A 17,142-nucleotide genomic window follows, 5' to 3' on the forward strand; every position below is an offset into this window, starting at 1 on the left:
GTAAAATACGCGGCTACGCGCGCAGCAAAACCGGCCTGCACTCCACTAGCCGGCCGCGTGTTCCGCCCATCAGGCGCGGAATCTCCCGCTTGCTGCGCCACCGGGCCCTGCGCCCGCGCCCTCCCCGCTCTCACCCAAGGATCCGCCCATGACAGGCTTCGATCGCCAGACGATCTCCGACACGACCGCCAAGATGCTGCTGGAAGTGCAAGCAGTTCACTTCAACGCGGAAAAACCGTACATCTTCACGTCCGGCTGGGCGAGCCCGGTGTATATCGACTGCCGCAAGTTGATTTCGTATCCGCGCGTGCGCCGCGGCCTGATGGAAATGGCCGAAGCCACCATCCTGCGCGACGTCGGCTACGAGCAGATCGACGCGGTCGCCGGCGGCGAAACCGCCGGCATCCCGTTCGCGGCATGGCTCTCCGACCGCCTGATGGTGCCGATGCAATACGTGCGCAAGAAGCCGAAGGGTTTTGGCCGTAACGCGCAGATCGAAGGCCTGCTGACGGAAGGCCAGCGCGTCCTGCTGGTGGAGGATCTGACCACCGACAGCCGCAGCAAGATCAACTTCATCAACGCGCTGCGCACGGCCGGTGCCACGGTGAATCACTGCTTCGTGCTGTTCCACTACAACATCTTCAAGGAAAGCGTGTCGGTGCTGAAAGACATCGACGTCGAACTGCACGCGCTTGCCACGTGGTGGGACGTGCTGCGCGTCGCCAAGGAAAACAGCTACTTCGACACGAAGACGCTCGACGAAGTCGAGAAATTCCTGCACGCGCCGGCCGAATGGTCCGCAGCGCATGGCGGCGCGACCGCATCGCCGCAGTAAGCCGGTTCCGTGAGCTGAACCGGCACTGCCACGAGCAGTCCGGTGTCAGTCGAGAAGGCTGATGTCAAAAAGGGCTGCCTGTCTTATCGACAGGCAGCCCTTTTTCATCTGTCACGCACAGGCAACCAGAAACCGGCCGAAGTGGCTGAAGCCGCATCAAGGCGCCTCGCCACTCTCTCCCGCTGAATGCGACGACAGATTTAATAGCCCATTGCTTTGCGCGTATTGAAACAGTTCAGAATCGCGGTCGATGCCCAGCTTGCGCATGGCGGTGTTCTTCTGCGTGCTGATGGTCTTGATACTGCGGTTCAACTGCTCCGAGATTTCCTTGATGGTCATGCCGGACACGAACAGCCGCACCACTTCGAGTTCGCGCTTCGACAGCATCACTTCGTCGCTCTTGCCACCCGCATTCATGCGTAGCGTTTCGAGCGACGCCTTGACCGACGGACTCATGTATTCGAGATTGCGGCTGACATGCTGAACCGCGAGTCCGATATGACTGAGGTCGTCCGATTTGTTGACGACCGATGTAACGCCAAGCTCGCTCAGCCGCTTGAGCAACGCCGCATTCTCCAGCATCGTCAATACGACGATCGGCAGAGTGGGGAAATTGCGACGCAAGTAGCCGATGAGTGGCAAACCGTCGCCGAAATGTCCGCCGGGCATGGCCAGGTCGGTGACCAGCACGTCGCAAGGGACGGTCTGCAACACCTTGATGAGTTCCGTTGACTGGCGTGCGCGCGCAACCACCTGTATGCCAGGAAACTTGAGCAGAGCATGCTCCGCACCGAACAAAATCACCGGATGGTCATCGGCCACGACGACCCTGAGTGGATCTGGCATTGCTATCCCTTCGCCTGATAACACGCTCGCCGAAGCCTCAGCCATGCATCATTCTTGAATTCTAGGTTCTAGGTTTGGAAACTGTGATCTTGCTCGCGCCCCAGCCCACGCGTGCATTCGCCCGACTATAGCTGATTTCAGCCCGCCTCGGCCCGTCAGAATATTCCGTCAGGCGGCCGACAAAACCAAATTAGCCACGATTCGACCGCGGGACACAAAATAGGGACAATAATAAGCGAGAGGATGATCGTTCACGACCCCTGAATGGAGAATCGGCACAATGCGCTCGCGTTGCCTGGTCGTTTCGCTTGCTTCGCCCCGCTCACGCCCATCGTCATTTGCCGTTGCGATGCTCACTCTGGCGCTCGCCGTCGCGCACGGACCGCGGGCGCTCGCCGAGGGTCCCTTCACGCTGACCAGCACAAGCCTGCGCGATGGCGGCAGCGTCAACGCCGCGCAGGTTTTCGACCAGGACGACTGCAAGGGCGCCAACCGCTCACCGCAACTCTCGTGGCACGACGCGCCGCAAGGCACCCGGAGTTTCGCGATCACCATCTTCGACCCCGATGCGCCTGGCCCCGGCTGGTGGCACTGGGCGGTAGCGCAGATCCCTGCCACGATCGATCATTTGCCCGAAAACGCGAGCGCCTCGGGTTACGTGAAGAAGATCGGCGCCGTCGAGGCGCGCAACGACTTCGACATCGACGGCTATGGCGGTCCGTGCCCGCCGGCGGGCAAACCGCATCGCTACATGGTGACGGTCTACGCGCTCAACACCACCGACCTTCGCCTCGCCCAGGGCCGGCCGGCGCTGATGTTCGATCATGAAATCGGCACCGCCACGCTCGGCAGCGCGCACATGGTGGTCAACTACGGGCGCTAATGCCCGCAGCGCGGCCGTGATGGCGCACCGGAACGGCCGCTGCCCGGCTACGCGCTGCCAACCCGCCGCCAACGGATGGCATCTGCCGTATAAAACCGTCATCTCAATGTCATTTCCACGGCGCAACGTCTCTTTTCGACGATGTTTGCGCACGCGCGACGCCATCCGGTCTTAAAATGACGTTCCGGCGCATTCCGGCGCCCCCGTATTCCCGTAAGCCAGTGAGATTGAGATGAGCACGAAAGTTTTTGTCGACGGACAGGAAGGTACGACCGGCCTGAAGATTTTCGAATACCTGTCGCAACGCGCCGACGTAGAGATCCTGCGTATCGAAGAGGCGAAGCGCAAGGACATCGAGGAACGCCGTCGTCTCATCAATGCGTCGGACGTCACGTTCCTGTGCCTGCCGGATGTGGCCTCGCGCGAGTCGGCCTCGCTGGTCGCGAATGACCACACCGTGCTGATCGACGCGAGCACGGCGTTTCGTACCAGCGCGGACTGGGCTTACGGCTTGCCGGAGCTGGCCCGCTCGCAACGCGAGCGCCTGCGCACCGCGCGGCGCATTGCCGTACCGGGCTGCCATGCTTCGGCGTTCGTGCTGGCCATGCGTCCGCTCGTCGAAGCCGGCGTGGTCGCGCCCGAATTCGCAGCGCACAGCTATTCGATTACCGGCTACAGCGGTGGCGGCAAGAAGATGATTGCGGACTACGAGGCCGGCGGCAACGACAAACTGAAAAGCCCGCGCCCCTACGCGCTGGGTCTGACGCACAAGCATTTGCCGGAAATGGCGGCCCACACCGGACTGAAATCGGCGCCGGTGTTCACGCCGATCGTCGGCGACTTCTACAAGGGTCTGTCCGTCACCACCTACTTCTCGCCGAGCCAGCTGGCAAAAAAGACCACACCGCAAGACGTTCTCGCGCTGTTCGCCGAATACTACGCGGGTGAAGCTTTCGTGCGCGTCGCTCCGTTCGATGCCGAGGCCAATCTCGACGGCGGCTTCTTCGACGTACAGGCGAACAACGACACCAACCGCGTTGACCTGTTCGTGTTCGGCAACGAAGAGCGCTTCGTGACCGTCGCGCGGCTCGACAATCTGGGCAAGGGCGCATCGGGCGCCGCCATCCAGTGCATGAACCTGGCAATCGGCGCGGCCGAAGACAGCGGCCTGAAGCGCTGACTTCCTTTCGCCCGGCAGCGCTTTGGCTGTCAATTAACTTAAAAGCCGGTTCTCACGAACCGGCTTTTTGTTTTATTCCGTTTCAAATCCCCGTTTTAAAAATTCCACTTCAAATACCTGATTGGTATTAGCCCCAGTTACTTTAAAACCTGCGTTCACCGTCATCTTTATAATCGGTAAATCGTGCGCTATCACCACCGGATCCGCACAGTTTTCCGCCTGGGGAAACACCCGATTTTTTAGCGAACGGTCGTTCTAAGATGATAGAGCCATTTTGCGCAGAGGCTTGACGGATAAGCGTGTGCGGCAAAGCAACGTGCCCGCTCAAACAGCCGAAAAATCATTTTCTGTTTAAAAGGCTCGCCAACCTCGTGGCAGCAAGAGTCGCGCGTTTTCGCGGCTGTTTGAATCGCTATTTTTAGACGGTTCAGTCAATTGACAGCCCTCAGGCGTGCAGCGAAATTACTTCGCACAATTACATGAAAGGGAGACGGCATCATGTGGGATGCTATAAATAGAGGCCTCGCATTGGCCCTTATCACCACGCCACTGTTAATTGCTTGCGGTGGCAGTAGTCCCGGTAATCCGAGTGCGGTCAGCGCGCCGCAATGTTCCGGAGCGACTTGCACCGGACAAGGTGCGCCAGCCCAGGGCACCGTGGCTTCGCTATGTCCGGCGACTGCGGCGATCGGCAACACCACGTATCTCGGTGGCGCCGGCAGCGGTGAAGTCGTGAGCCTGAACATCAACGCCACGGCGATGACGTACACGCTGTCGTGGCTCGAATCCCCCATTCCGCTCGCAAGCGGCACGGTCTCGCCGACCCGCGCGGGCGTGAAGATCAGCGGCGCGGTTGTGCATCCGCCGGCAGGCAGCCTGCCGACCGCCGAGCAGATACGCTGCGCGTTCGTGCTGACGCCGGGTAGCGGTTCAGGACCCAACGGCACCTACAACACCACGTCGGACTTCAATTCCGCCAATCCGCCCACGATCTTCATCGGCCTCGGCGTGGCGGGTGGCGGCATTCCGGGCGCGACGGTGCAGTTCAGTGGTGTCGTGGCCGGCATTGGTGCCGTCAACGACCGGCACTTCGACTTCTATCCGTTCCTCGCTTTCGCGAGCACCTCCACGGACATCACCAAGCTCCCCGGCACCTACAACGGCCTGCTGTATCACCTCTCGCCGACCGCCAATTACGAGACCGTGGGCACCAACTCGATCGAAACATTCGATGCCAGCGGCAACTGCACGTCGCCTAACGCGGGCGGCTGCCTGTCGACCGGCCAGGCGCTCACGCTCGACAGCAACGGCTATTTCGACAGCACCAGCCCGCCGCAAATCGTGCCAAGCACCGGCAGTCCCGGCCCCTTGCGCACCGGCAACTACGGCACGGCGCACATGATTCTCGGCCAGCTCAACGGCGCCACCATCCCGCTGGTGGTGCGCACCGGCTACGTCAACACCGGCGCGCTGCAGGTCGACGACGAGTCCGGCATCGCCATGCTCGCTCCCGCCACCGCGCTCGCCTCGGGCGGTTTCGACGGCGGCTATGTCGGCGCGGATTCCAACTTCGATTACACCGCCACCCTGATCAACGGCGCCACCGGCACCTTCGTCAATCCGGGAACCTCGAGCGCCGAAGACGGCTTCAGCCTCACCTACGGTCTCTCCGGAACCCCGGGACTGGTCGGCGTGACCGCCCAGACGACCGGCGGCGGCTCCGCGACGGGCTACGCGATCGCCGGCGGCGGCCTGTACGCCATCCTCATCCAGGGTGAGGAGAACAACGGCGTGGCGACGACATCGACCATTTCAGGTGCATCGCAGAGCCCGTACTTCGGCATCGGCGCACAGGTCAACAAGTAAGCAAAAACGACTAGATCGAGGGATGGCCGGACCGGCAGTTGGCCATCCACACCGAGAACATTCTGAAGGGGGCGGTATGAAATGGAAATTCCTCGCGGCGCTGGCTATCACAGCGCCGCTGGTGACGGCATGCGGCGGTGGCGGCAATTCGCCGGCGCCGGTTGTAGCAGCCCTGTGTCCCACCACGCTTGACTACAACACGGTCTACACCGGCGGCGGCGGCGACGGCGAACTCGCGAAACTGCAGCTCGACACCACCAAGATGACCTGGCAGATCACCTATGTCGAATCGCCGGTTCCAGCCACGACAGGAACCGTCACCCCCACCCGCGCGGGCCAGACCGTGAGCGGCACGTTGACCCAGGAAACCGGACTGCCGACCGCCAAGCTCAACCAGTGTGCGTTTCAGTTGAACGGCGCGAGCCTCGACCCGACCCGCCCGGCGCGTGTGTTCATCGGCGAAGGCGTCGCGGGCGGCACGATCCCCGGCGCGCAGATCCAGTTCGGCGGCGTGCTCGGCGTGGGCGCCGTGCCCGCCACCACGTTCCCGTACTACCCGTTCATCGGTTTCTCGTCGATTGAAACGAATATCGCTAACGTGGCCGGCACCTATAACCAGCTCGGCTATCACCAGATTCCGTCGCAGAGCTTCCTGCCGGTTTCGGTAGACACGAAGATCACGATCAACGCTGACGGCACCTGGACCGAGTGCGACAACTCCGGTATCAACGCCGGCAAGTGTCAGCAGCCTGGCACCAACCTCGTGCAATCCGCGGACGGCAGCGGCGCGTTTGAAACTGACAACTTCCAGGGTCAGGCCAAAGCGACACTCGCCACGACCCCGGTCGCCAAGGGCTTCATGATCGTTGGCAAATTGCGCGGCCAGCTGGTGCCGATCCTGATTCGCACCGGCGTCGCCAATCCGGCCGCGCTCGAAGCCGACGACGAGTCGGGCATTTCGATTCTGGCGCCGCAGTCGACGATCGCGGTCAACACGCAGAACGGTGAGTACATCGGCGTGGACAGCCAGTTCGACTACCGCACGACGGCGCTCGAAGGCACCCAGGCGACCCTGCTCGATCCGTTCAACGCATCGCAGGCGTCGCTCGCGACAGCGCTGAATCTGGACTTCACCGAAGCCGTGCCAGGCGAGGTGACGACGACCCACGTGGGCGCATCGACGGGCACGACTCCGACCGGAAAGATGATCTTCACCGGTGGCGTGTTCGGCTTCCTGGATCTGACGACGCCCGCATCGCCCTACTTCACGATCGGCGCGTTCGTCCAGTAATGGACGCAGCGAATCCAGTCACGACGCAACGAGGCAACCGCTCTCCGGCTGCAGCATCCGCTGCGGCCGGGGTCTGACCAGAGCGCGACGGCCAGGCGGGAATCGAACCCCGCCGCCACGCGCAGCAGGCACGCCCGCTCAGGAGGAACATCATGAAAAGAATAGCTATCGTGGCGCTGGCCACGTGCCTGTCGCCTGCCGTCCACGCCCAGCAGGCGGGCGACAACCTCGCCGTGCTTGGCTGGTTTCACGTCGCGCCGCAGCAATCGAGCACGCCGCTGACCACCAGCGTCGCGCCGACACCGATCAACACGCCGCTGCGCCTGCCGAATTCGTTCACCTCGGCCGGCACGGGACTCTCGACCAACAATGCGGATACCGCCGGTCTCGTATTCAGCCACTTCCTGACCGACCACATTGCGCTGACGTCGGTCGCGGGCGTGCCGCCGAAGTTCAAGGTCTACGGTCACGGCACGATCCAGCCACCGGGCCCGGCAGGTGCACTCGGCAGCCAGAACATAGGGGATCCGTCGGTTAATCCGATCATCAAGAGCGTGCGCCAATGGAGCCCGGCGGCGATCCTGCAGTACTACTTCAACAATCCAACCGCGAAATTCCGCCCGTTCGTGGGTCTCGGGGTGTCGTACAACTGGTTTTCCGACATCCAGTTGAATCCGAACTTCGTCACGTCGACGCAGAACAATCTCGGCTCGGTGCTGGCCGCCGGTGCCGGCAAACCGGGCACCACCCAGGTGAGCGCCAAGGCGTCATCCTCCTGGCAACCGGTGTTCAACGCCGGTGCGGAGTACAACATCACGGATCGATGGGGGGTGGTGGCGTCCGTCACGTATATCCCGCTGAAGACCACCTCCTCAGTGATCGTCAAAGCCGCCGACGGCACGGAACTCGCGGTGAGCAAGGCGGAACTGAAGGCCGATCCGATCATTTCCTTCCTCGCGGTGTCGTATCGGTTCTAATACGCGATGGCGCCGCTCTTGCGCTGGGCGGCGGCAATGTTCGGCAAAATCGGGGCAAAAAAAAGCCCGCCTATGTGGGCGGGCTGAATCCATATCGTTGGAGACATGGAGGAGACAGAACGAATACTATCAAATGGCTTGGTGCGGCGCAACATCATAATTAGGGTAGACCCTCGGTGTTGCGTCTTAACAACGCTTGAATTCTAGCCCGGAGTGCATTTATTTTCGTCCAGCGGTAAAAGCGACGGCCGCACGCGCCTCTCGAGATCGCTAATGGCGTACCAGCGCCATCATCGCGCCGAAGCCCACGAACACCCCGCCCGTCAGGCGATTGAATGCCTTCGCGACGTTACGGCTCTTCAGGGTGGAGCCGATCCGGGTGCCGAACCCGGCATAAACCAGATACCAGCTGACCTCGATCACGGCGAAGGTGGCGACCAGTACGCCGAACTGCGGCAGCGTCGGCCGGCCGGCGTCAATGAATTGCGGCAGCAAGGCTGCGGCGAACAGGATGGCCTTGGGGTTGCTGCCGGCAACCAGGAAGCCGTTACGAAACAACGCAAAACGCGAACGTGCCGGTTTTCCGGTGAGTTCGCCGGCAGCCTGCACTGCCGTCTCGTCGGCCGGCGCACGCCACGATTTGACGCCGAGATAGATCAGATACGCGGCGCCGATCATCCGCAGCGCGTTGAACATGGCCGGCCATGCTTCGAGGAACACGCCCAGCCCAGCCGCCGATACCGACAGCATCAGCACCAGCGCCGACAGGCAACCGGCCATCGTCGCGCTCGAACGGCGCAGACCGTGCTGCGCGCCGTGCGTCATGACGAGCAACATATTGGGACCGGGAATGGCCGAAACGACGAAGACGGTAGCCAGGAACAGCCACCAGGTATGCAGGTTCATAATCGATACGCGGAGCAATAGCGGGACATGCATTATGCCCGCCCACACCCTCCCGTGCGGCCGGCGGGCATCGCTGCCCCGCCGCGCATCACCTCAACGCCCGGCGCGGCGCGCCGACACCTGTCCCAGCACCGCGAAGTCTTTCTCCCCGTCGCCGTGCGCAATCGCTTCGATCAGACTATCGCGCACGACGCTCGCCACCGGCATCGGCGTCGAAACCGCATCGGCGGCCGCCAGCGCGAGGCGCACGTCCTTTAAACCCAGCCGGGCCTTGAACAGCGCCGGTTCGTAGCGCCGCTCCGCAATCATCTTGCCGTAGCCCTGATAGACCGGCCCCGGGAATGGACCCGCCGTGATCACATCAAGAAAATCCTGCATCGCGACGCCGTGCGCCGCGACGAGGCTCGACGCCTCACCGAGCGCTTCGACCGCCGCGCCGAGCATGAAATTGGCCGCCAGCTTCATGACATTCGCCTGTTGCGGCAGCGAACCGATGCGCCAGGTCTTCTGGCCAATCGCGTCGAACACGGGCTGGACGCGGTCGATCGCCTCCGCCGGGCCGCCGGCGACAATGGTCAGCTTGGCCGCCGCCGCCACATCCGGACGCCCCATCACCGGCGCGGCCACGTAGTGCAGCCCGCGCAGCGCATGCGCATGGGCCAGCTCCTCGGCCAGCGCGACGGAAATCGTCGCCATGTTGACGTGAATCAGCCCGCGCGGCGCGTGTTCCAGCAACGGCGCGTCGATCACCGCGCGCAACGCCGTGTCGTCGGCCAGCATGGAAAACACCGCGTCACCGGTGAACGCTTCGGCAGGCGACCCCACCACGCTGGCGCCGGCCGCGGCCAGCACCTCGGCGCGCTGCGGCGAACGGTTCCAGACCCGAACCGTGTGGCCCGCTTTCAACATGTTTTGAACCATAGCGACGCCCATCTCGCCAAGACCGATAAAACCGATGTCCATCTCTCGCTCCAATCTTCAATGAAACCGCAAGTAAAGCATAGCCGCGTGACATGCGCAGTAAGCGCGCCACCGAACACGGTGCCATACTGACACGATGGTCACCGCGACATTCCGCTTCTATGAGGAGCTGAACGATTTTCTCGCCCGGCCGCTGCGCCGGCGCGCGTTCAGTTGTGTCTGCGCGCACGCCGCGACCGCCAAGCACATGATCGAGGCGCTCGGCGTGCCGCACACGGAAGTTGAACTGATCCTCGTGAACGGCGAGTCGGTCGGCTTCGAGCGGCAACTGGCGGACGGCGACCGCGTGGCGGTGTATCCCAAGTTCGAGGCGCTCGATATCCAGCCGTTGCTGCGCGTCCGCGAGCGTCCCTTGCGGGTGATGCGCTTCATCGCCGACGCCCATCTCGGCGGCCTTGCGCAACTGCTGCGGCTCGCGGGCTTCGACACGCTGTACGACAACCACTACCCCGACGCCGACATCGAAGTGCTGGCCGCCGCTGAACACCGTATCGTGCTCACGCGCGACCGCGAGTTGCTCAAACGCCGCACCATCACCCACGGCTGCTATGTGCGCACGCTCAAACCCAAGGCGCAGTTACGCGAGATTTTCGACCGGCTGGATCTGGCCGGCAGCGCGCGCCCGTTTCGCTTGTGCCTGACCTGCAACGCGCCGCTGCGGCGCATTGCGAGGGACGAGGTGATCGGCCGTGCGCCTGAAGGCGTACTCGAGCGTCACACCGCGTTCGTCACCTGCGACGTGTGTCGCCGGGTGTTCTGGGAAGGCACCCATTGGCAACGCATGCGCGCCTTGATGGACAGCGTGGCGGGCCAGCGCGCGGCGCCTGTCGAAGCGCTGTTTCAGGCGCCCGGACCCCATCCCTGAATGGTCAGGCGGCGCGATGCGTACAATGCGGGATTACCTATCACGCAGAGGCATTCCGAATGGCGATGAAAAAAACCGACCTTGAGAAGAACAAGGCCCTGAAACTGACCAACTCCATGAAGCTGGCAACCGCCGACCGCTTTGGCAAAGCCTCCGCTGCCGCGCCGGTGCTCGACCGTCGCGAACAACGCAAACTCGATCAGGCGCAAGGACTCGTGCCGTTCGCCTGCAAGCTCAACGCGGATCTCGTTGCGCAACTGCAGACGCAGGCTGCGGCGCATCCGGATGGCATGACCGGCCTGCTGACCGAAGTCATCAAGCGCGGCCTCGCTGCAGACGCGTCGTAGTATCCCGCCGGTCAACGGATCCACCGGGATCGGTACCCGTTGCTGATTCCCGTCTTCCGCTCCCGCACTTTTGCAGTCGGCCGTGCCGACTCACTGCGGGCAAGGCGCTTCCATGAAAAAAGGCCAGAGCGCGATGCTCTGGCCTTTTTCCTGCGATCCTCGAACGGTCCGGAAGCCCGCGCCAGCCTGACGGTTGACTGCGGACGCGAACCGGCGAGGCTCGCGCGAGAGACGAAATTGGCAGCTTAGTTCGGCGTACCCTTGTCGTTCGTACCGGCAGCCGATGCAGCTTCCGACACGGCGGCACGTTTGCCATGCGTCTTCAGCTTCTTGTGGTGCTTGGCCGGCTTCGCGGTGCTGGCTGCGGCCGGCGCTGCTGCGTCGGATGCCTGTGCGAAAGCTTGAACGGAGACGAGCGCGAGAACTGCAGTTGCTAGCGAGGCAATGACTTTTTTCATGTATTAATCCCCAAACCTGAACGACTGTATCAGTGTGAATGAATGAGAACAGCGTGGCGAAGCAGACAGGGCGACATGGCCTGGCGGCTCCCCGCGGGGAGTATTACGCAGCGTTGGGGGTTTGTCATCCCATATGACGCCATATGTATTTTTCGGGAGACAGGTACTTTTTTCCCGTTCTGGCTACTCGCAGACGGCCATTGCCAGTTGCGCGCCTACGGTCTCATTCGCCATATTGTGGGTGTCCGCGGTGGGCGGAAACACGCACCAGCAACCGTCGTCATGTCTGAAGAAAAACAGGCTTCGGGCTCCCGCCGCGAGCGCCGTTTCAACTCGCACGTAGCGTCGGCCACTGGTACGGGTGCGACTGAATTCGGTTACGCGAACGGGCATGGACGGCCCCGGAGCGAGCCATTTTTCGACGAGAAAACGCAAGGAATGCTCGCTGGCGGCTCTCATGACCCTCTCCACGTGCGTTCGCCCTGAAGCAGCTCGCGCGCGTCGTCGGCGCTTTCCGAGCTGGACGCCTCGTCGGCCTCGTCCTCTGCCAGTTCCATGGCGCGCATGGTCGCCGCGGCCCTCAACGTACTGCAATGGGCAGAATGTCTGATGTCTGAAAGGAGACGGACAAGCTGTCGTGCTGTTCTGCGTTTCATCGCACACCCCCGCACTGCACCAGTAACTTCACAAATCACTTTAACTTTATGCCTGGACGACGCACTGCTGTGTAGTTTTTGACTAAATAGCAACAGTTGCGGTTGAAGTCGTGCGTATTGGCTGCCCGCTCCGTCCGATTCCAATGTGCGCGCTCTGGCGCAGTGCAGTATGTGCGCTGCCGACCGCAATACGCTGGATGGAAACAGCGGATCACCGAACAGCGTAGCGTCACAAGAGCGCATCGGCCCGACAACAGTTAAACGGCGTGCTGGCGGATAACTTTAAGGTGATTGACGTATGCCTCTAAGCGCATACCTCGTGCCAGCCGGGGAGGCCATGCGGAACAGCCTTTGTACGAAGCCTTGATGCTGGCGCGGGAGGCGGCGGCAGAGCACCGCCGCCCGCTGTTATTGTGTCACGCCGGCAGCGCTGGCAGGCTGCGGTAGGTCTGGCCGACCCAACACTTCGGGCGCGGTGGGTGTGAGAAGCGTCGGGAGCCGCACGCCTGGCGCGCTCGAGGGCGGCGCCAGTATGGGCGTGGTTGCCAGCATCGGGGCTGGCGCCACGGGCACAGGCGACACGGCCGGAACCGTGATGGGAACCGGAAGCGGCGTGCTCACGATATCGCTCGGTTTGACCGGCGTGGTGCGCACGACAGTCTGCAGATAATGGTTCACCAGCGAAAAGAAACGGTCGTAGAACGTGCCCGACGGAATCGTCTCGCTGGAGATTTTCACCATGGCGTCGCTATTCGAGCGGATCGGCAGCGACAACGAACCGAGCACACTCAGGCCGACGCTCGCCGAGGTATCGCTCTTCTTCAGCGCAAAGCCGTTCTGCACGGCGTTCACGTAGACGATGCTCGTATCGGCGGTCTCTTCACCCGGCGTGCAGACCACGTGAAATTCCACCACGATGTGCGAATCACCCGTGGGCTGGAAATTCTTCGAACCGTCGACCGTATCCGCGTGCGTCAGCGTCGTCATGTAACCCTGGCTCAGCAGCGCGCGGCGGGCGGCTTCGCAGGCGTCGCTGGTGCTTGCGTTGAAATTGCGCGCGAATGGGCTGGCGCCCGTATCGAACTGTTCCTGCTGAAACTTCGGTTGTGGCGCGCTCGAACAGGCGGCCAGCACGAGCAATCCGAGCAGCGACGCTGCGGTGGCTTTGGAAAATGAGGTGCGCATGATTCAGGGAAGCAGACTACTTAACGTCGAATGGCATGCATTGTAGAGCGGTTGCCAGGCGGTGCGAGCAACAACTCGCAGACGACGTAACGTGTTGAAACAAGGAGCTTTGCAAGGATTTCGTCAGCGTGGCGCACGCCGGCCTGGCCGAGGCACGCAGCCGGTTGGATGACGCGCCGCGCTCAGGGCGCCGACGCCGGTGCCGCGGCCGACAAACCGAGCGAGCCCGCGCCTGCCACCGCGCTCGCCGATGGAATGTAAAACGAGCGCGCACCGCTTGCGGGCGCTGCGCAATCGTCGGTTGCATGCGCGTCGCAGGCGGCCTGTTGCGCGGCAGGCGAGGATGCATTGTCCGGCCTCGCCACGACCGGCGCAAACGTCTCGATCCGCAAGCTCACTTGTTGCGCGTAAGCAAGCGAGCCGCCATAGCTCTTCAGGGCCTGATTCAGATCGCCACCGGCGGATTGCATGTAGCCGTGCAAAATGGCGGAGCCCGCTTCGATGTTGGCGTCCGGTTCGGTGAGATCTTTGACGTTGCGCAGAAGGCCGCGATGAGCGGCCGGCACCACCTGCATCAGCCCGGTCGCGCCGCGCGGACCCTTGGCCTTTTCCTTGAAGCGCGATTCGATCGAAATAATCGCCAGCAGGAGCGCCGGAGGCAGCGAGTATTTCGCCGCCGCAGTCTGAACGGCATCCGAGATCTGTGCGGCTTTCGCCCGGGCCACACCGAACTTCTGCGTCAGATAGTCCGAGATCCGGTCGTGGTCGTTCTCATCGGCCGCTGCGATCTGCACCAGGCCCAACGACAGCAGGATCAGGCAGAGAAAGCGGCTCATGAGCGGATACCGTTCGAGAGGAGAAGACCCGCATTATATCCCTGCTCAAAAACAAGGCACGGATTTGTCAGAACATAGTCAAAATGCACGCCGGCCCGGTGCAATGGCGGATAGGCCAAACGCACCGAACTCGAAGGATCAAACGAGCGTGACGAGCCGCGCAAGTTAATGCGGCTGTACCGGCTGATGCAAGGCCGCCTGCTGCTGGGCCTGTTCTTGCGCGTGCTGTTTGGCAAGGTGCCGTCCGACGAGGCAACCGCCTACTGCGCCCACCACGGCATGATGTCCTGCGTAATGACCGGCGACCCCGCCGACCACCGCGCCCTTGATGCAACCGGCTGCGTTGGCCGTACCGATCGAGGCGAACGCCAACGCGGCGCTCAAGAGGGCAAAGCTGATGCGACTTGCTTTCATGTGTAAGTGACTCGTGTGTGGATTGGCGCAGAAAGTCTGCCTGCAGGAGGACCGCACTTCGGCGCCGGATAATGGATAGCGGCTCGCAGTATAAGAGACGTCCCGGGCGACGGGTGCAACAGCCGTACGAGATCGGTAACGCGGCGTTACTGTCGCCCTTATAAAACAGGTGCTGCGCAACGGAATCCGCAAGATCGCGCAAGCACGTTTAGACTTGCGCATTTGACGCACCGGCCGGCTCGCGGTGGACAGGGTCCGACCGCGCATGAACGTTATTTCACGTGAACCGTCGAAGGTGCACTAATGTTGATTCTCAGGCTCACGCCCATACGTGCGGTGTTGAGCAACGATAGCAGGCAGGTTGATATCCATGAACAAACCTGAATTTACCGAACCCGACAGTGCGCGCCCCGACTTGCTGTGTTTCCTTGTCGCGATTGCGGCGGCGTCGTATGCCTTGACTCAGGAGTGGCGCGTCGATCACGTGGTGGAATGTTGCCGTCAGTGGCTCAAGAAAAATCGCCTGAAGATGCACTGGCTCGACCGCGTACTGATTGGTCAGCTTGCGTTGAAGATTGCCAGTCAAGATTTGCTCGATGCGGGCGTTGCGGTCCGGCTATCCAGCGTGAACGCACTTTTCACCAATGAGATGGAACTGAACGGCGCCAGCACGATGGTGCAGAGAATGATGGTGCTTTGTCACGAAGCACTCTGAATGTGCTGGCCCGACGAGGCGTTTCGCGCGCCGGTTGACATGAGCGGCGCTGCGCGCCGATAGTGAAGCCATGACTCCCTTCGCGACAAGCTTCGTTTTACGAGCACACCTTCTTACGGGGACGACACCATGGATACCGCATCAGATCTGACTTACCCCGCGCACGAACAGCCCCCGGAATCGTTGCGAACGCTCGCCGAGTATCTCGAACGCTCGCTCGACAAAGGCAAGTGCCTCGTCATGATGCGCCACGGCACCAATGTCTGTTCGGTCTACGTCGGCGATCCGTCTTCGGAAGAAAACGATCTGACGGCACAAGGAACCGTTGCGACAAGCGTGGCCGACGAAATCCTCGAACTCACGCTTTCCGGCGCAAACCGGATCACCGTCGGCGACCAGACGTACCGTTTTTTCCGCAGCTTCACGCACATCGACGGGGTTGGCGCGGTGGTATTCGCCCCCGAGTAGATTGCCGCGACCGTCAGCGCAGATCGGCGCGCAGATCACGCACGCCTCTTCCCAGCCGTTGGCGCAAGAGCGTACGCAAGGTTGCTCCGTCGACATAGCCCACCTCGGCCGCGATGGCATCCAGATCGAGACCGCTGCCATGCAGCAGCGACTGCGCGCGTTCGACACGCAGGTCCTGGAAATAGGCAAGCGGCGACTTGCCGAGCACCTCCTGACAGCGCCGTTGCAATGAACGCGCGCTCGTGGCCAGCGCGCTGGCGGCTTCCTGCAGCGAAAATCCAGCCTTCAGATGATCACGCGCCCATTTTTCGAAGCGAAGAATGAGCGGATCAGCCTGCGCCAGATGATTGGGGATGATGTACGGCGCTTGCGAAGAGCGTATATCCGCGAGCAGATAGCGTGAGACGAGCGCGGCTAGTTCGGGACTGGCTCTGCGGATCAGCCAGAGGGCGAGATCGAGATGCCCCATCGCTGCACCCGCCGTCACACCTATCTCCGTTGGCACCAGCATGCGTGATTCATCGAGCAATACGTTGGGGTAACGCTGCCGAAATAGCGGACCGAGCCACCAGGTCGTAGTGGATTCCCGATGATCGAGAAGTCCGGTTTCCGCCACGAGGAACGTACCGATACAGGACGCTGCGATCTGCGCGCCTTCAGCATGCCATTTCAGTAATTGCGCCTTGGCTTGCATCACATCCGCTCGTTCAAGCGAAGCGATCAGTTGCTCCGGTGCTCCGGTACTCAGTGCCGCGACCACGACCCAATCGGGCTTCGGGCCCGCTGTCACGGCTTGCACGGGGATGGTCAGCCCTTGTGCGGAGCGGACCTTCTTGCGCACCCCGACGATCGACACATCGAAATGAGGCGCTCCGCCCATTTGTCCGGCGGAAAATTTATTGGCGAGCGAGAACGCATCGAGCAGGACGGTGAGCCCTGTATCGAACAGTCCTTCGAGTGCGAGGATGGCAATGCGCATGGCGTAAATGACTCTAAAGTTGTCATTTACGACGATACAGCTTTTTGTCTCCGACGGCTACAGTGAGCTCCGTTGCACACCGCAATGAAGTTCGACCCAAGGAGATCCCTCATGAAAGTCTTTGCCATCGCATCCGCACAATCGACCCTCACGCCCGATAAGCTCCAGCAGCACATGCCGAACGAGGTTCCGGCCACACTCAAGCTTTATCTTGAGGGCAAGGTCGAGCAATTCTGGTTTCGTGAGAAGGCCGGCCCGATCTTTCTGATGAACGTGGAGTCGGTCGAGCAGGCGAGAGCGACGCTGGATGCGCTGCCACTCGTGGCGGACGGGCTCATGACCTACGACCTGTTGCCGGTCGGCCCGCTCGCCCCGCTTCGCCTGCTGATCCAGAATCAATGAGGGTGGGGATTTTTCCGCAATGCGTGATCCCATCCGAACACCGTTCGATGAG

20 protein-coding genes are annotated in these 17,142 nt (G+C 62.0%); 11 read left to right on the forward strand and 9 right to left on the reverse strand.

Features of this window, described 5'->3' with window-relative positions; genetic code table 11:
* The first annotated feature begins 148 nt into the window (after window positions 1-148).
* A complete protein-coding gene (locus P3T43_RS09535) occupies window positions 149-835 on the forward strand; it encodes an orotate phosphoribosyltransferase (RefSeq protein ID WP_429280798.1) in 687 nt (228 codons plus the stop codon).
* Window positions 836-991: 156 nt separating this feature from the next.
* Here P3T43_RS09535 and P3T43_RS09540 read toward each other — a convergent pair whose 3' ends face one another.
* Window positions 992-1,681, reverse strand: a complete 690-nt coding sequence (locus tag P3T43_RS09540) for a response regulator (protein WP_429280799.1) — start codon at window positions 1,679-1,681, stop codon at window positions 992-994.
* Between the two features lie 280 nt (window positions 1,682-1,961).
* Between P3T43_RS09540 and P3T43_RS09545 the strand changes: the two genes are divergently transcribed.
* From P3T43_RS09545 to P3T43_RS09565, 5 genes are all read left to right on the forward strand, one after another.
* Window positions 1,962-2,564 carry a YbhB/YbcL family Raf kinase inhibitor-like protein gene (locus P3T43_RS09545; protein WP_429280800.1) on the forward strand — a complete coding sequence of 201 codons (603 nt, stop codon included), beginning with the start codon at window positions 1,962-1,964 and terminating at the stop codon, window positions 2,562-2,564.
* 232 nt (window positions 2,565-2,796) lie between these two features.
* Window positions 2,797-3,744, forward strand: coding sequence for an N-acetyl-gamma-glutamyl-phosphate reductase (gene argC, locus P3T43_RS09550; protein WP_429280801.1), 948 nt, complete (start codon window positions 2,797-2,799; stop codon window positions 3,742-3,744).
* Window positions 3,745-4,242: 498 nt separating this feature from the next.
* Entirely contained in the window at window positions 4,243-5,610 is a 1,368-nt protein-coding gene (locus tag P3T43_RS09555) for a DUF2957 domain-containing protein (protein WP_429280802.1), read from the forward strand.
* Between the two features lie 76 nt (window positions 5,611-5,686).
* Window positions 5,687-6,901, forward strand: coding sequence for a DUF2957 domain-containing protein (locus P3T43_RS09560; protein WP_429280803.1), 1,215 nt, complete (start codon window positions 5,687-5,689; stop codon window positions 6,899-6,901).
* Between the two features lie 152 nt (window positions 6,902-7,053).
* Window positions 7,054-7,878: an OmpW/AlkL family protein gene (locus P3T43_RS09565; RefSeq protein ID WP_429280804.1), complete on the forward strand. Its 825-nt coding sequence runs from the start codon at window positions 7,054-7,056 to the stop codon at window positions 7,876-7,878.
* 270 nt (window positions 7,879-8,148) lie between these two features.
* On the opposite strand, the gene P3T43_RS09570 is transcribed toward P3T43_RS09565, so the two are convergent.
* Both P3T43_RS09570 and P3T43_RS09575 read right to left on the reverse strand, forming a co-directional pair.
* The gene (locus tag P3T43_RS09570; protein WP_429280805.1) at window positions 8,149-8,784 is read right to left on the reverse strand and encodes a LysE family translocator; all 636 of its coding nucleotides are present in this window, start codon (window positions 8,782-8,784) and stop codon (window positions 8,149-8,151) included.
* Between the two features lie 93 nt (window positions 8,785-8,877).
* A complete protein-coding gene (locus P3T43_RS09575; RefSeq protein WP_429280806.1) occupies window positions 8,878-9,747 on the reverse strand; it encodes an NAD(P)-dependent oxidoreductase in 870 nt (289 codons plus the stop codon).
* Between the two features lie 94 nt (window positions 9,748-9,841).
* Between P3T43_RS09575 and P3T43_RS09580 the strand changes: the two genes are divergently transcribed.
* Both P3T43_RS09580 and P3T43_RS09585 read left to right on the forward strand, forming a co-directional pair.
* Complete coding sequence (locus tag P3T43_RS09580) at window positions 9,842-10,630, forward strand: Mut7-C RNAse domain-containing protein (RefSeq protein ID WP_429280807.1); 789 nt, start codon at window positions 9,842-9,844, stop codon at window positions 10,628-10,630.
* Between the two features lie 59 nt (window positions 10,631-10,689).
* Window positions 10,690-10,977, forward strand: coding sequence for a hypothetical protein (locus P3T43_RS09585; protein ID WP_429280808.1), 288 nt, complete (start codon window positions 10,690-10,692; stop codon window positions 10,975-10,977).
* Window positions 10,978-11,222: 245 nt separating this feature from the next.
* Here the strand turns inward: P3T43_RS09585 and P3T43_RS09590 are convergent, their stop codons facing one another.
* The 5 genes from P3T43_RS09590 to P3T43_RS09610 all read right to left on the reverse strand — a co-directional run bounded on the left by P3T43_RS09590 (window position 11,223) and on the right by P3T43_RS09610 (window position 14,526).
* A complete protein-coding gene (locus P3T43_RS09590; protein WP_429280809.1) occupies window positions 11,223-11,435 on the reverse strand; it encodes a hypothetical protein in 213 nt (70 codons plus the stop codon).
* A gap of 183 nt (window positions 11,436-11,618) precedes the next feature.
* A complete protein-coding gene (locus P3T43_RS09595; protein WP_429280810.1) occupies window positions 11,619-11,894 on the reverse strand; it encodes a hypothetical protein in 276 nt (91 codons plus the stop codon).
* A 605-nt stretch (window positions 11,895-12,499) separates the two neighbouring features.
* The gene (locus tag P3T43_RS09600) at window positions 12,500-13,276 is read right to left on the reverse strand and encodes a DUF2242 domain-containing protein (protein ID WP_429280811.1); all 777 of its coding nucleotides are present in this window, start codon (window positions 13,274-13,276) and stop codon (window positions 12,500-12,502) included.
* 182 nt (window positions 13,277-13,458) lie between these two features.
* Window positions 13,459-14,112 (reverse strand): lytic transglycosylase domain-containing protein, encoded by a 654-nt coding sequence (locus P3T43_RS09605; RefSeq protein WP_429280812.1) that lies wholly within the window; start codon window positions 14,110-14,112, stop codon window positions 13,459-13,461.
* A 165-nt stretch (window positions 14,113-14,277) separates the two neighbouring features.
* A complete protein-coding gene (locus tag P3T43_RS09610) occupies window positions 14,278-14,526 on the reverse strand; it encodes a hypothetical protein (protein WP_429280813.1) in 249 nt (82 codons plus the stop codon).
* Window positions 14,527-14,896: 370 nt separating this feature from the next.
* Here P3T43_RS09610 and P3T43_RS09615 point away from each other — a divergent pair, with 370 nt between their 5' ends.
* Window positions 14,897-15,241: a hypothetical protein gene (locus P3T43_RS09615; RefSeq protein ID WP_429280814.1), complete on the forward strand. Its 345-nt coding sequence runs from the start codon at window positions 14,897-14,899 to the stop codon at window positions 15,239-15,241.
* Window positions 15,242-15,370: 129 nt separating this feature from the next.
* Window positions 15,371-15,709 carry a hypothetical protein gene (locus tag P3T43_RS09620; RefSeq protein ID WP_429280815.1) on the forward strand — a complete coding sequence of 113 codons (339 nt, stop codon included), beginning with the start codon at window positions 15,371-15,373 and terminating at the stop codon, window positions 15,707-15,709.
* Between the two features lie 13 nt (window positions 15,710-15,722).
* Here P3T43_RS09620 and P3T43_RS09625 read toward each other — a convergent pair whose 3' ends face one another.
* Complete coding sequence (locus P3T43_RS09625; protein WP_429280816.1) at window positions 15,723-16,688, reverse strand: GlxA family transcriptional regulator; 966 nt, start codon at window positions 16,686-16,688, stop codon at window positions 15,723-15,725.
* Between the two features lie 111 nt (window positions 16,689-16,799).
* Here P3T43_RS09625 and P3T43_RS09630 point away from each other — a divergent pair, with 111 nt between their 5' ends.
* Complete coding sequence (locus P3T43_RS09630) at window positions 16,800-17,090, forward strand: hypothetical protein (RefSeq protein ID WP_429280817.1); 291 nt, start codon at window positions 16,800-16,802, stop codon at window positions 17,088-17,090.
* Window positions 17,091-17,142: the final 52 nt, after the last annotated feature.

The sequence above is a fragment of the Paraburkholderia sp. GAS41 genome (genome assembly GCF_050436545.1).
GTDB lineage: Bacteria > Pseudomonadota > Gammaproteobacteria > Burkholderiales > Burkholderiaceae > Paraburkholderia.